This window comes from Amorphoplanes friuliensis DSM 7358, from assembly GCF_000494755.1.
Taxonomy (GTDB): Bacteria; Actinomycetota; Actinomycetes; order Mycobacteriales; family Micromonosporaceae; genus Actinoplanes; species Actinoplanes friuliensis.
Genome location: NC_022657.1, coordinates 6,137,203 through 6,150,559, shown reverse-complemented (window position 1 = coordinate 6,150,559; position 13,357 = coordinate 6,137,203). Strand labels below are relative to the sequence as shown.

Annotated in this window: 13 protein-coding genes; 6 read left to right on the top strand and 7 right to left on the bottom strand. The window is 72.3% G+C overall.

The window, feature by feature from the left end; genetic code table 11:
• Positions 1-2: 2 nt before the first annotated feature.
• The 3 genes from AFR_RS28400 to AFR_RS28390 are packed head-to-tail and all read right to left on the bottom strand — an operon-like array spanning position 3 to position 3,355.
• The gene (locus AFR_RS28400; RefSeq protein WP_023560253.1) at positions 3-1,682 is read right to left on the bottom strand and encodes a protein adenylyltransferase SelO; all 1,680 of its coding nucleotides are present in this window, start codon (positions 1,680-1,682) and stop codon (positions 3-5) included.
• 16 nt (positions 1,683-1,698) lie between these two features.
• On the bottom strand, positions 1,699-2,844 hold the full coding sequence (locus tag AFR_RS28395; protein ID WP_023560252.1) for a hypothetical protein: 1,146 nt from the start codon (positions 2,842-2,844) through the stop codon (positions 1,699-1,701).
• Complete coding sequence (locus AFR_RS28390; RefSeq protein WP_023560251.1) at positions 2,837-3,355, bottom strand: SigE family RNA polymerase sigma factor; 519 nt, start codon at positions 3,353-3,355, stop codon at positions 2,837-2,839. Before AFR_RS28390 ends, AFR_RS28395 begins: the two co-directional genes overlap by 8 nt.
• A gap of 140 nt (positions 3,356-3,495) precedes the next feature.
• On the opposite strand from AFR_RS28390, the gene AFR_RS28385 reads away from it, so the two are divergent.
• The 3 genes from AFR_RS28385 (at position 3,496) to AFR_RS28375 (ending at position 7,432) form a co-directional block, all read left to right on the top strand.
• Positions 3,496-5,520: a cellulose binding domain-containing protein gene (locus AFR_RS28385; protein ID WP_023560250.1), complete on the top strand. Its 2,025-nt coding sequence runs from the start codon at positions 3,496-3,498 to the stop codon at positions 5,518-5,520.
• 52 nt (positions 5,521-5,572) lie between these two features.
• Positions 5,573-5,932 (top strand): MmcQ/YjbR family DNA-binding protein, encoded by a 360-nt coding sequence (locus AFR_RS28380; protein WP_023560249.1) that lies wholly within the window; start codon positions 5,573-5,575, stop codon positions 5,930-5,932.
• Between the two features lie 81 nt (positions 5,933-6,013).
• Entirely contained in the window at positions 6,014-7,432 is a 1,419-nt protein-coding gene (locus AFR_RS28375) for a hypothetical protein (RefSeq protein WP_023560248.1), read from the top strand.
• Here AFR_RS28375 and AFR_RS28370 read toward each other — a convergent pair.
• Positions 7,395-8,021 carry an MFS transporter gene (locus tag AFR_RS28370; protein WP_023560247.1) on the bottom strand — a complete coding sequence of 209 codons (627 nt, stop codon included), beginning with the start codon at positions 8,019-8,021 and terminating at the stop codon, positions 7,395-7,397. The two genes, AFR_RS28375 and AFR_RS28370, sit on opposite strands and share 38 nt — an antisense overlap.
• Positions 8,022-8,152: 131 nt before the next feature.
• Here AFR_RS28370 and AFR_RS28365 point away from each other — a divergent pair, with 131 nt between their 5' ends.
• On the top strand, positions 8,153-8,452 hold the full coding sequence (locus AFR_RS28365) for a winged helix-turn-helix transcriptional regulator (RefSeq protein WP_023560246.1): 300 nt from the start codon (positions 8,153-8,155) through the stop codon (positions 8,450-8,452).
• Here the strand turns inward: AFR_RS28365 and AFR_RS28360 are convergent.
• Genes AFR_RS28360 through AFR_RS28350 form a run of 3 tightly spaced genes read right to left on the bottom strand, consistent with a single transcriptional unit; the run spans position 8,437 to position 11,346 of the window.
• Entirely contained in the window at positions 8,437-9,090 is a 654-nt protein-coding gene (locus tag AFR_RS28360) for a response regulator transcription factor (RefSeq protein WP_023560245.1), read from the bottom strand. The genes AFR_RS28365 and AFR_RS28360 overlap by 16 nt on opposite strands.
• A gap of 4 nt (positions 9,091-9,094) precedes the next feature.
• Positions 9,095-9,718, bottom strand: a complete 624-nt coding sequence (locus AFR_RS28355; RefSeq protein ID WP_023560244.1) for a helix-turn-helix transcriptional regulator — start codon at positions 9,716-9,718, stop codon at positions 9,095-9,097.
• Complete coding sequence (locus AFR_RS28350; RefSeq protein WP_023560243.1) at positions 9,715-11,346, bottom strand: AfsR/SARP family transcriptional regulator; 1,632 nt, start codon at positions 11,344-11,346, stop codon at positions 9,715-9,717. The genes AFR_RS28355 and AFR_RS28350 overlap by 4 nt, the downstream gene beginning before the upstream one ends.
• A gap of 70 nt (positions 11,347-11,416) precedes the next feature.
• Between AFR_RS28350 and AFR_RS28345 the strand changes: the two genes are divergently transcribed.
• Both AFR_RS28345 and AFR_RS28340 read left to right on the top strand, forming a co-directional pair.
• Positions 11,417-12,067 carry a response regulator transcription factor gene (locus AFR_RS28345; protein ID WP_041841203.1) on the top strand — a complete coding sequence of 217 codons (651 nt, stop codon included), beginning with the start codon at positions 11,417-11,419 and terminating at the stop codon, positions 12,065-12,067.
• Complete coding sequence (locus AFR_RS28340; RefSeq protein ID WP_023560241.1) at positions 12,064-13,311, top strand: sensor histidine kinase; 1,248 nt, start codon at positions 12,064-12,066, stop codon at positions 13,309-13,311. Before AFR_RS28345 ends, AFR_RS28340 begins: the two co-directional genes overlap by 4 nt.
• Positions 13,312-13,357 lie beyond the last annotated feature (46 nt).

Below are 13,357 nucleotides of genomic sequence, written 5' to 3'. Positions count from 1 at the left end.
GCTCACGTGCCGCAGAAGGTCTGGTAGGGGCCGAAGTCCTTCGGTGCGGGCGCCGCGTAACGCTCGAGGCCGGGCCGCTCCTGGAACGGGTCGGTCACGGCCTCGAGCAGCTGCTCGAGGGGTTTGAGGTCACCGTCGTCCGACGCGGCGGTCAGGGCTTCCTCGACGAGGTGGTTGCGCGGGATGTAGACGGGATTGACCCGGTCCATCGCCTCGGCGTCCGGCTTCAGCGCCAGCCAGCGATCCAGCCACCCACCATCCGCAGCGACGCCGGCCTGCTCGTCGCCGAGCGCGGTGCTGGCTGGCGCGGTGCCACTCGGCTGGGTGTCGCCTGGCCTGGTGCCGCCGGGCCCGGTGCTGGCCGGCGCGGTGCCGCTCGGCTGGGCGTCGCCCTGCCTGGCATTACCCGGCGCGTTGCTGCCCGGCTCGGTGGTGCTCGGTTCGGAGTCCTCGCGCTCGGTGAGCGGACTGTTGGCGGCGAGCCGGTCGCGGCCGGCGAGCAGGCTGGGCGCGCTGAGCGTGTCCGGCCCGCTGAGCAGGGTGCGGGCCGGTTCTGTGGTGCCGCGGGCGGCGGCGCTCAAGGCGCGGAAGAAGGACGTGTAGTCGACGCTGTTCTGCTTCAGCAGCGGAAGCAGCTCGTTGATCAACGCGTCCGTTTCCGGCCCCTCGGGCACGCCGAGCTTGGCGCGCAGGCCGGTCAGGTAGGCGTCGCGGTACCGGTGGCCGAAGGTTTCCAGTGCCGCGACCGCGAGGGTGACGGCCTGCTCCTCGTTGTCGTCGATCAGCGGGAGCAAAGACTCCGCGAGGCGGGCGAGGTTCCACTGGGCGATGGCGGGCTGGTTGCCGTAGGCATACCGGCCGCCGGTGTCGATCGAGCTGAAGACCGTCGCCGGGTCGTAGGTGTCGAGGAAGGCGCACGGGCCGTAGTCGATGGTCTCGCCGGAGATCGTCATGTTGTCGGTGTTCATGACGCCGTGGATGAAGCCGGCGAGCATCCAGCGGGCGATCAGGGAGGCCTGGGCAGCCAGCACCGATTCGAACAGAGCCAGGTACGGGCGTTCGGCGTCCGCGGCAGCCGGATGGTGCCGGGTGATCGCGTGGTCGGCCAGGCGGCGGAGCAGGTCGAGGTTGCCGGTGGCGCGGGCGTACTGGAAGGTGCCGACCCGGAGGTGGCTGGCCGCGACCCGGGTGAGGACGGCGCCGGGCAGGGGGGTGTCGCGCTGGACGGTGCGGCCGGTGGACACCACGGCCAGGGAGCGGGTCGTGGGGATGCCGAGGGCGTGCATGGCCTGACTGATCACGTACTCGCGGAGCATCGGGCCGACCGCGGCCAGGCCGTCACCGCCGCGGGCGAACGGGGTGCGGCCCGAGCCTTTGAGGTGCAGGTCGCGCAGGCTGCCGTCGGGGGTGGTGAGCTCGCCGAGCAGCAGTGCGCGGCCGTCGCCGAGCCGGGGTGAGTAGCCGCCGAACTGGTGTCCGGCGTAGGCCTGCGCGACGGGCGTGGCGCCCTGCGGGACGTCCGTGCCGGCGAGCAGGCCGCTGCTGAGGTCGGCGGGGTCGAGGCCCAGTTCCAGCGCCAGGGGCTCGTTCAGGACGAGGATCTGCGGCGCCGGGGCCGGGTCGGCCTGCCACGTCAGGGCCAGCTCGGGCAGTTCGCGGGCGAAGCGGTTACCGAGGATCACACCGTCCAGCGTACGGTCACCGGCAGCGCCAGACGACCGGGCGGTTGCGTTCGCCGTCCAGGATCGAGCCGCCGACGGTGGTGCCGTCCGCGCTGATCGTCGTGGCCGTCGCGAACTCGCCGTCGGGGCCGGTCAGCGGGTCGGTCCGGCCCGCGAGCAGGATTCGCAGCGCGGGCTTCTCGAGACCGTCGCCGGCCATCAGCGCCGTGCCGTCGGCGGTGCCGTCGCGGGCTCCGAGATCACCGGAGTCGGGCAGGACGGAGACCGAGTAGACGTCCAGGTCCCAGCGGATCTCGATGTCGTCGGCGTTGCCGTACGCGTACCGGCCGGCGACCGCCCACACGATGCCGCTCTCGGCGCCGTACGGGGACGCCATCACCTCCGGTTTGCCGTCGGGGCGCCACACGACCGGGAAGCCGTGCACCTCGCCGCCGATCTTGCCGTCGTCGCTGATGGCACGTGCGGTCGCCGATCCGGTGTCCGGGCCGCCGGGCAGGGCCGGCAGGCGCAGCTTGTGCACCTTGCCGTCGGGGGTCCAGACGACGGGCAGGGACTCGTCCAGCGCCTCGCCGTGCACCCAGCCGGCGATGACCCCGGCGGCGTTGATCGCGCTCGGGTTGGTCCACCGGTAACCCTTGACCTTCGCCAGCGTGGTGACCTTGCCGTCGCGCCAGACCCAGCCGGTGCTCTCGTCGGACTCGGTCGCCGAATAACCGACGACGGTGTCGCCGGACACGTCGACGATGGTCCCGGTCGCGCCGGGCGGCAGGTCGACGACCTTGCCGTCGCGCCACAGGATCGCCTGCGCCGGGTCGGTGCTGAGCTGACCGGCGATCGTCGTGCCGGTGTGATCGACGGCGGTGATCCGTCCGGGCACGCCGCCGGGCGTCTCCAGCACAGCCGGCACGCAGGCGTTCTTCGACACCGGAGTCGCGGTGGGGCCGGGTGCCGCGGGGCCGGGTGCTGCGGGCGGGCCGGACCGCAAAGGCTGGATCGCCACGAAAGCGCCCGCCGCGATCAGCACCGCCGCCCCGGCCTTCGTGGCCAGCACGACCTGTCCGCGCCGGCGCCGCCGGGCGGTGTCCATCGCCTGCCGCACGTCGGCGCCGCTCGGCGGCACCTCGACGGACAGCATCAGGCCTCGGAGTTCGTTCTCATCCATGTCCGCGCTCCTCAATCGTCGCCAGCATCGACCGCAGCGCGTCCAGCCCGCGCGAGCTCTGGCTCTTGACCGTGCCGACGGAGCAGTCCAGCGCCTCGGCGACCTCGTCGATCGGCCGGTCCAGCAGGAACCGCATGACCAGCACCGCTCGCTGCCGGGGCGGCAGCGAGCGCAGGGCCGCGACCAGGCTGCCCCGCTCGTCGACCCCGGCGTGCGGGTCGTGCCCGGTGGCCTCCGGCGGCCGACCGACCAGCTGCACCCGTGACCAGGAGTGCCGCTTGGAGTCGATGACCGCGTGGACCAGCATCCGGTGCACGTACGCGTCGACGTTGTCGCTGCGTGACACGCGTTTCCAGTGCTGGTAGAGCCGGGTGATCGTGGCCTGGACGACGTCGTCGGCCTGGTGGGCGTCGCCGCCGCACAGCAGGAACGCCGCACGCTGCAACGCCGGCAGCCGTGCCGTCACGTACCCGACGTAGGGCTCGTCGCCGGTCCGGGAGTCTCCCCGCATGCTCGTCCCTCCGGTAGCCGTCACCCAACCGACGGGCCCGGCACCGCAAAAGGTTGAGCGGGCCGGAGCTTATTGACAGCTGTCTCTTCCTGAGCCGACTATGGGAGCGCTCCCATCGCTTCTCTCACCCGGAGAATCCCGTGAAGATCCTGCGTCGTGCGCTAGCGGGCACCGTCCTGCTCGCTGCGCTCACCGCCGTCGCGCCACCCGGTGCGAACGCCGCTGCCGCCCCGGACACCACTATCGACGTCGACGTGCGGGCGGGGCTGGCCACCGTCCCCGACACCGCGCTCGGGGTCAACCACGCCATCTGGGACTCCGAACTCGGCTCCACCGCCGTGTCGGGGCTGCTCGAGGACGCCGGCGTGCAGATGGTTCGTTATCCGGGCGGGTCCTACGCCGACATCTACCACTGGAAGGACCACACCGCGCCCGGCGGTTACGTCGCTCCGGGAACTGACTTCGACACCTTCATGGCCGGCGCCCGGCGCACCGGCGCGCAGCCGATGATCATCGCCAACTACGGCACCGGTACGGCGCAGGAGGCCGCCGACTGGGTGCGGTACGCCAACGTGACCAAGGACTACGGCGTCGAGTACTGGACCATCGGCAACGAGAACTACGGCAACGGGCACTACGGCTCGGCGTGGGAGGCCGACAACCACGCCGACAAGAGTCCCAAGGAGTACGCGTCGCACGTGGTCGCGTACGCGGAGGCCATGAAGGCTGTTGACCCTGACATCAAGATCGGTGCTGTGCTGACCATGCCCGGCAACTGGCCCGACGGGATCGTCGCCGCAGGTGATCAGGGCACGTGGAACCAGGAGGTGCTCTCGCGGGCGGGTGACGCCATCGACTTCGTCGACGTGCACTGGTACCCGGGCGGTGGCAACGCCGCCGAGGCGCTCACCAAGTCCGAGCAGATCGTCGACGCGGTGCAGGTCCTCCGCGACCAGCTCGACAAATACGCAGGTCGCGACGTCGGCATCAGCCTGACCGAGACGAACGTCGGTGTCGGCCCGAACACCCAGCCCGCCGCCCTGTTCCTCGCGGACGTCTACAGCGCTCTGCTGGAGAACGGCGTGTTCACCGTGCACTGGTGGAACGTCCACAACGGCATCGGCACCGTCTCGACGGTCGCCGGGCAGACCGACTACGGCGACTTCGGGCTGCTCTCCAGCGGTGGTTGCACGCCCGACAACTCCGTGTGCGAGCCGCCGATGAACACGCCGTTCGCGCCGTACCACGCGCTGAGCCTGATGGGGGACTTCGCCCGGACCGGCGACCAGCTCGTGCAGACGGGCAGCGACAATCCGCTGGTCACCGCGCACGCATCGCGCCGGGCGAACGGTGACCTGGCGGTGCTGGTGATCAACAAGGACCCGGACAACGCGCACACGGTCGCCCTGGACTACCACGGGTTCACCCCGGCGGGCGGTGCTCCGAGCGTCTCGACCTTCACCAACGGCGCCGACGGGGTGCGGACCGGTGCCTCGGGTACGGCCACGGAGCAGACGGTTCCGGCGTACTCGCTGACTCTGGTGACGGTGCGCTCCGGGCGTACCGGAGGGGCTCTTCCGCAGGCGCCGGGAGCACCGGTGGCCGGGACGATCACGGACCGGACCGCGACGATCTCCTGGCCCGCGGTCGCGGGAGCCGGCAAGTACGAGGTCTACCGGCAGCACAACGGGGTCAGCGAACTCCTCGGCGAGACCACCGGCACGTCGTTCACGGCACGCAACCTCGAACCGGGACGCCGCTACACGGTCAACGTGCTGGCCCGCACCAACGCCGGCGCGCTGTCACCGTCGTCACCACCGCTGACCTTCACGACCGGGAGCCCGGCCGACGCGAGCTGCACGGTGCGCCTGGCGGACACCAGCGACTGGGGCAACGGTTTTGTCGGCTCGATCGACGTCACCAACAACGCGGCAGGACCGGTCTCGGGCTGGACCCTGGCCTTCACCTGGCCCACCACGTGGCAGACGGTGAGCAACGGCTGGGGCGCCACCTGGACGCAGACCGGCACCAAGGTACGCGTGACCAGCGACGCGACCCTGGCCGCCGGTGGGACGACCAACGTCGGCTTCGTCGGCGCCTACAGCGGCCCGAACGTCCTCCCCGGCGTGTTCACCCTCAACGGCACGGTCTGCACGACCGCCTGACTTTCCGGGGACGCCGGCCGCGCGGCCGGCGTCCCCCGCGTAACCTCGTCGCATGCCGACAGGGTCCGACGCCGACGACGTGCGGCGGCTGGCGCTCGCGCTGGCCGGCACGGTGGAGATCGCCAGTGACGGCTTCGACTTCCGGGTCGGCAACAAGGGCTTCGTCTGGTCCTATCCGGAGCGGGTGCCGGGCAAGCCCCGGGTGATCCGCACGGACATCGCGGTGCTCTACGTCGGTGACGAGGCCGAGAAACAGGCGCTGCTGCTCGGTGAGCCCGACCTGTTCTTCACCACGGCCGGTTACGACGGCCTGCCCCTGGTCATGGTGCGTCTCGCCGCGGTGTCACCCGGCCGCCTGGCCGAGCTGATCACCGATGCGTGGCGGATGCGGGCGCCGGAGGAGTTGGCCTGATCCGGCCACGGGTCACCGTGGGGCCGCGCGGGCGGTGACCCTGGGAGCCGGCATCCGCCGGCACTCCGGGGAAGGACCGGCATGACTCCTCCTGCGTACCGTGATCCGCTCGCTGTTGCGATCGGCAACGCCTCACTGCTCGGCGTCGGCTACTTCATGCTGCGCCGGCGCCGGCTCGCCATCTGTACGGGAATGGTCACGCTGATCCTCCTGCTCCTGCTCGCCGGGATCAGCCGTACGCGGTGGCTCGAGATCGTCGTGCTGTCGTGGTGGGCGCTGATGATCGTGCACGGGTTCTTCCTGGCCCGGCGTGGCGGCGCGGAGGAGCAGTGGGGACGGCTGATCGCGACGGCCCGCGGCAACGGCGCGGGCCGGCAGCGGGTGACCGCGCTCGCCCTGACGGTGCCGGTGCTGGTGGCGTTCGGGCTGCTGCGCTTCGAAGCCTCCAGGATCTCGGAAACCGTTGCGGACGCCCGTCGCAGCGGGGACTGCGGGGAGGCGACGGCCGCGCTCGACCGGGTCTGGCTGGGTCTGCGGGTGGCCGACGCGCCGTCGACCCTCCGCGGTGAGAAGACCGTGGAGGCGTGCCGGCGGCTGCGGTTCGCCGGTGACAAACTCGCCGAAGGGCTGACCGGTGTCACGAACGATCTCGACTCCGGGTTCGACACGCTCACCTCGGTCCTGACCGAGCTGCCCGGCCACGAGCGGATGGTCGACACCGTGCTGGACGGTTTCCTCGCCGGACTGCCCACGCCCAACCCGTGCCTGACCCTCACGATCACGGACTGGCTGACCGAACGCCCGCCGAGCAACAACGCGCTGGACCGGTCCACCGCAGCCGTCACGCGGACAGCTCCGGCGGCGCTGGTCGGCTGCGGTGACAAGAAGATGTCCGCCCGGGACTGGCAGGCAGCGCGGGGGAACTACCAGCAGCTGCTCAAGTCCTATCCCGGGGATGCGCTCGCGGGACGGGCCCGGCAGGGCATCAGCAAGGCGACCGTCGAGCTGGAGCTGAAGACCGTCCGGGAGCGCCTGCAGGGGTCCGATCCCGAATACTGCGGGAAACCGGCGAAGTACAGCGCGGCCCCGCCGTACCGCAAGGGAACCAACCGGGCGCTGTTCTACGGCAACGACGAGTACACCGACAAGCTGCCCGGTGGCTGGCGGGCGCCCGACGTCACCAAGGCGGTGCTGATCGTCTGCGCGGGGGAGACGAAGTTCGGCAAGTCCGTGCAGAGCTGCCCCTACGAGAACAAGAAGATGCCCCGGTTCCCCACCTACGTGTCGTTCCACAAGATCGCGATCCCGGTCAAGGCCTACGAGCTGCGCACCGGCCGCCTGGTGGCCAACCGCACGGTGCAGATCAACGGGACGAGCTGCCCGCGGATCCTGCGGTACACGACCTACCTGACCGACTTCGGCCCGCCGTCACAGGTCTACGTCAAGACGACCACCGCCAAGGTCAGGTCCGTGTTCGCACCGATGATCGTGCGACGGTGAGCAGGGCCACGCCCACCCCGAGCACGGCTGCCACCACCGGGACGACCAGCGCGGCGCGAATACCGGCCGCGACCAGCACGGCGGTGACCACGGCCAGCCCGATCGCCGCACCGAACTGGAAGGACATCGTCAGGATGCCGCTCGCCAGTCCCTGCTCCTCCTCCGCGACGCCCTCGGTCGCGGCGATCGTCAACGGCCCGTACGCGAGCGCGAACGCCAGCCCCAGCAGCAGGAACGACGGCAGCATCGCCGCGAACGCCCGGTCCGCGACCAGTGACAGGAAACTGGCGTAGGCGGCCACGGCCAGCACCGTTCCGCCGAGGACGACCTTCGGCGTCCCGAAGCGCTGCACCAGCACGGGGGTCAGGGTGGGTGCGAGCACCGCGTCGATGCCGATGACCGCCAGCGCCAGACCGGTCTCCACCTCGGACCATCCGCGCTGCTCCTGCAGGTGGAGCACCACGGCGAACTGGAAGCCCGTGAACGAGCCGACCAGCAGCAACGCGCCCACGTTGGCCCGCAGCAGTGCCGCCGAGCGCAGGATGCCGAGCCTGATCAGCGGCGCGGACGACCGGCGTTGCCCGGCCACGAACGCCGCGAGCAGGACCAGCGCCGCGAGGAGGTAACGAGGGCTACGAGGACGCGTTCCAGTGGGACACGCGGGAGGACTGCGAGGTCCGGCAGATCCTCGACCGCATCGCGGACAAGTGGTCGCTGCTGGTGATCGCGCTGCTCGAGCACCGGCGGCTGCGCTTCAGCGAGCTGATGCGGGAGATCGACGGCGTCAGCCAGCGCATGCTGACGGTCACGCTGCGGCAGCTCGAACGCGACGGGCTGGTCGAGCGGACCGTGCACGCGGTGGTCCCGCCCAAGGTCGAATACGAGCTCACGCCTCTGGCCGTGACCCTGCACCGGACCATCCAGACGCTGGTCACCTGGACGGAGGACCATCAGCGCGAGATCGTCGCGGCGCGGCAGGCCTACGACGCCCGGGCGGCGGTGGATCAGCTCAGCAGGTAGCCCGTGCCGCGGACGGTCTGCAGGATCGGCGGGCGGCCGAGCTTGCGGCGCAGCTGGGCGATCAGGACGTCCAGGACGTTGGTCGAGGGCGGGACGAGCTCGTCCCACGCGGCGGCGATCAGCTCGGCGCGGGGCACCGCCCGGCCCTGCGCCGCGATGAGCCGGTGCAGGACCACAAATTCCTTGGCGGTCAGCGTGAGGCGGCGGCCGGCCCGGTGGACCTCGTAGCGGCCCGGGTCCAGGGCCAGGTCGGCGTGCCGCAGCACCGGCGCCGCGCGGGGCTCGCCGCGGCGGCACAGGCTGCGGACACGGACCACGAGTTCAGGCACGGCAAACGGCTTTCCGAGGTAGTCGTCGCCCCAGGCCAGGCCCTGGACGCGGTCGTCGGGGGCGCTGCGGCCGGTCAGGAACAGCACCGGGACGTGCCATCCGGCCCGGCGGCGTCCGGCCACGTACTCCAGCGCGTCACCGCCGGGCAGGAGCCGATCAAAAACGGTGCAGTCGTACGTGTTGACGGCCAATGCCTCGTCGGCGGCGGGCAGATCCGCCGCAGTGTCCACGGCAAAGCCGGCACCGCGCAGAGCGGTGTCGACAGCCAGCCGCAGGTTCCCGTCGTCCTCGGTGACCAACACGCGCACCCGCCTACCGTAGCGGCATCAGCAAACCTCGATCCGCCGCCCGGAGTCCGGCCTGGAAGCGGCTGCGGGCACCGAGCCGTCCCATGATCACGGACATCATCCGCCGGACGGTCCGCACCGACACGCCCAGCCGCGCCGCGGCGGACTCGTCGGTGTACCCGGACGACAGCAGGGCCAGCAGCTCGCGTTCGCGGGCGCACAGCTCGTCGGTGGAGGTCAGCGGGGCGGCGACCTCCCACTGCCGGGCGAAGAGGGCGACCACGGTGTCGACCACCGCGGGCAGGTGCACCACCGCGACGTCGGCCGCGGACCGGTCGAGGGACATCATCGCCACCGTCTCGTCGACGACCGTCACGTCGGCCGGGACCTGCGCCACCGTGCGGATCTCGGCGCCGGCCGCGACCAGGCGCCCGAGCCGCAGCACCACGGCGGGGTGGGCGCGGACGCTCTCGGGCAGCAGCACGCGGTAGCGCACGCCGCGGCGCAGGTTGTCGTGATCGGCGCGGCGCAGCGGCTCACCCGGCCCGGTACGGGCGACGAGCACCTCCCGGCCGGCGTTGGCCAGGGCGGCGTCGATCGCGGCGGGCGTCGACAGCAGAAGGGGGTGCGGCGGGGTCACGGTCGTCACAGCGGTCCTCCGATCGGGGGCGTGGCCAGGGCGAGCAGGCGGTGGCGCGGCGTCCGGGCGGGACGGCACGCCGCGAGGTGCCGGAGCACCGGGTGGCTGCGGTAGCGGTCGGGTCCGGTGGAGTCGAGCAGTCCCTTGTCGACCAGCGACTCGTACGCGGCGCGGGTGCCCGGTTCGGCGCCGAACTCCGCGGGGGCCGAGCCGAGCGCCCGCCACGCGGACTGCTCGGTGACGCTGAGGCCGGCCAGCGCCGCGCCGACCGATTGGCGTACGGCACCGGAGAAGACCTGGCACGGGTCCTCGGCCAGCTCGTCGGCCAGCCGTTGTGGTGTCCAGTACGGACGGGTCAGCAGGCGTGCGGCGGCATCGAGCAGCGCGGCCGGCAGCCCGCCGCAGCCGTGCAGCACCCGCCGGTCCAGGGTGCGCGTCGCGGCGGCCGAGGCGAAGAGTGCCGTGGCGTCCTCCTCGCCGAGCGGCTGCAGGCGGATGCGGACCGCGCCGTCCAGGTGCCAGCCGCGGTGCGCGGTCGTGATCAACATGCGGGAGCCCGGCGTCGCGGGCAGCAGCGGACGCACCTGGGCGGCGTCGCGGGCGCCGTCGAGCACGATCAGCAGGCGGCGGCGGGCGACCTCCGAACGCCACAGCGCGGCCTGTTCCTCGGGGTCGGACGGCACGTCGGTGCTGCCCACGGCACGCAGCAGCCGCTGCGCCACGGGTTCGCTGCCTCCCAGGGAGACGAAGAGCTGCCCGTCGGGGAAGCCGGGCACGAGCCGATGGGCCGCGTGCACGACCAGCGCGGTTTTGCCCACGCCGGGCATGCCGTCGACGATCACCACCGGGGCGGGTTCCTCCAGCCGGGCCAGCTCGGTGTCGCGGCCGATCAGGTGGACGTCGCGGGGCAGCTCACGGCGCGTGCTGCCCAGGGCCAGGCGGTGCGCGGCGGTGAGGGCCGGACCCGGCTCGATCCCCAGCTCGGCCCGGAACACCTCGGCCGCCTCCCGGTACGCCACCAGTGCCTCGGTGCGCAGGCCGCTCGTGTGCTGTGCGCGTACCAGCAGGGTCCAGGCGGTCTCGCGCAGCGGGGCGTCGGCGACCACCGAGCGCAGGGTGGCGATCGCGTCCGGGCCCCGGCCCAGGGTGAGCTGCACCTCGCCGAGGTGTTCACGCAGGTCGAGATGCAGCTGCTCGAGCTGTGCCACCGGCTCCGGCTCGACCTCGACACCCTCGAAGGGCCGGCCACGCCACAGGCCCAGCGCCTCGTGCAGCAGCCCGAGCGCCTCGGTGCCACGGGCCGAGCGCGCGGCCGCGCCGAGCTCGGCCGCCCGCTGCGCGTCCAGCTCACCGGGCCCGACCCTGATCCGGTACGCGTCAGCGGTCCGCTCGATCCGGGGGCCGTCCTGGTGGTCCGGCAGCATCCGGCGCAGCTGCCACACGTACGTGCGCAGGTTGGCCTCGGCGGACGCCGGCGCCGCCCGGCCGGGCCAGACGGCCTCGACGAGACGGTCGACGCCGACCCACGCGTCCGGGCGCAGCAGCAACGCCGCCAGCACGGCGGCCGGCTTGCCCGCACCGGGACGGCAGGGGATTGTCGTGTGCACCTCGAGTGGGCCGAGGACGTGGAAGAGCATGGGCAATACCATCCACCGGTGTAGATGAGGTTCCGATGACACGAGCACGGCGGAGGCAGCAGTGCGGGTGATGGTGGTCGAGGACGACGAGGATCTGCGGCTGGCGGTCACCACCGAGCTCGCCGGCGCCGGTCTCACCGTGGATCAGACCGGTGCGATCGGGGCGGCCGACGCGGCTCTGTCCACCGGGGACTACGACTGTGTGGTGTTCGACCGGATGCTGCCCGACGGCGACGCCATCACCTACGTGCACCGGCGGCGGCAGGAGGGCTGGGCCGTGCCCGTGCTGTTCCTGACCGCCCGGGACAGCCTGGCCGACATCGTCGCCGGTTTTGAGCACGGCGGCGACGACTACCTGGTCAAACCGTTCGCCGTGGCCGAGCTGACCGCCCGGGTGCTGACCCTCGGCCGGCGGGCGGGCACCGGCCGGCCGTCGGTGCTGCGGCACGGCGACCTGGAGATGGACTGCGCGCGGCGGCAGGTCCGGCGGGCCGGTGTGCTGCTCGTCCTCACGAGCAAGGAGTTCGCGGTGCTGGAATATCTGCTGACCCGGCCGGAGCAGGCGGTGCCGCGCACCGAGCTGATCGAGCACTGCTGGGACAGCTCCACCGATCCCATGTCCAATGTGGTCGACGTGGTGGTGGGCCGGCTCCGGGCCAAGCTGCGCAAGCCGGATCTGATCCACACCGTGCGGGGCCGCGGCTACCGGCTGGCGTCATGACCGGCTCGCCGCTGGACCGGCTGCGCCGGCTGCCGTGGTGGCTCGCGGGCTGGCTGACCGCGATCACCGCCGTGGGCACGATCGTCCTGGCGGCGCTGCTGATCCAGGCCGACACGGCCCGCGGCGAGGCCGAGCTCGACGGCCGGCTGGGCCGGGTCACCGCCGCCGTCACCCGCCTGATCAGCTACGACGGGACGATCGTCACCGCCGCGGTGGGCACCGACGAGGTGAACACCGGCTGCCCGGAGTTCGCCGTCCTGCCCGGGCCGACCGAACGGTTCGCCGGCCACGTCAGCCGCCGGGACTGCGTACCGGTGGATCCCGGTGTTGCCGCCCGGCTCGCCGCGGAATCGGTGGGCACCGGCCGCGAGCTCACCGGGTATGTCCGCGACGCCAACGGCGACCGGGCGCGGGTCCGCGTCGAACCGTTCCGCAACACCCGGGGGCAGTACGTCGGCGCGGTCGTGGCCATGGACGACCCGGCCGAGTTCCACGCCGAGCACCGCCGGTTCGTGCTGCTCGTGTGCGCCGGTGGGCTGCTCTTCCTGGCCGCGGTGGCTTTCGCCGGATATGTGCTGGCCGACCGGGCCGTACGCCCGGCGAGCGCGGCGCTCGAACAGCAGGAGGTGCTGCTGGCCGACACCGCCCATGACCTGCGGACCCCTGTCGCGGCGCTGCGTGCCCTGGCCGAGACGGCCCTGCTGCAACCCGACCAGCGCACCGAGCTGCTGCCGCGCGCCGTCGACCTGGCCCGGCGCATGGGAACGATCATCGACGGCGTGCTCATGCGGGCCCGCCTGGCCGCCGGGGTCGAGTCGCTCGAGGTCGAGCCGCTGTGGCTGGACCAGCTGGTCAGCACCGTGGTCGAGGAGACCCTGCCCGGCGGCGCCGAGATCACCCTCACGGCCGCGCCCAGCAAGGTGCAGGCCGACGCCGGCCTGGTCCGCCGGGCGATCACCAACCTGCTCGACAACGCCTTGCGCCACGGCCGGGTGCCGGGGCAGCCGGCGATCGTGCACATCACCGTGGCCGGTGGGCGGGTGACCGTCGCCGACCACGGCCCCGGCATCGACGCGGCGACGGCCGGGGAGAGCTTCGAACGGTTCAAGAGCTCCGGTGGCTCCAGCGGGCTCGGACTGTCCATTGTGCGCTGGGTCGCGCAGGCCCACGGCGGCACGTTGCGGGTCTACAACGCCGAGGAGGGCGGAGCAATTTTCGAGCTGGAACTGCCGCTCACGGCTTGATCCTGTATCGACGGTGGACCGATCTTGTACGCGGTCTTCTATGCTC

Excerpts from the sequence above, each read along its gene's own strand:
- AFR_RS28395 (WP_023560252.1), bottom strand. The coding sequence starts at position 2,844 with ATGGATGAGAACGAACTCCGAGGCCTGATGCTGTCCGTCGAGGTGCCG.
- AFR_RS28390 (WP_023560251.1), bottom strand. The coding sequence starts at position 3,355 with ATGCGGGGAGACTCCCGGACCGGCGACGAGCCCTACGTCGGGTACGTG.
- AFR_RS28380 (WP_023560249.1), top strand. The coding sequence starts at position 5,573 with ATGCCGACAGGGTCCGACGCCGACGACGTGCGGCGGCTGGCGCTCGCG.
- AFR_RS28375 (WP_023560248.1), top strand. The coding sequence starts at position 6,014 with ATGACTCCTCCTGCGTACCGTGATCCGCTCGCTGTTGCGATCGGCAAC.
- AFR_RS28350 (WP_023560243.1), bottom strand. The coding sequence starts at position 11,346 with ATGCTCTTCCACGTCCTCGGCCCACTCGAGGTGCACACGACAATCCCC.
- AFR_RS28345 (WP_041841203.1), top strand. The coding sequence starts at position 11,417 with ATGGTGGTCGAGGACGACGAGGATCTGCGGCTGGCGGTCACCACCGAG.
- AFR_RS28340 (WP_023560241.1), top strand. The coding sequence starts at position 12,064 with ATGACCGGCTCGCCGCTGGACCGGCTGCGCCGGCTGCCGTGGTGGCTC.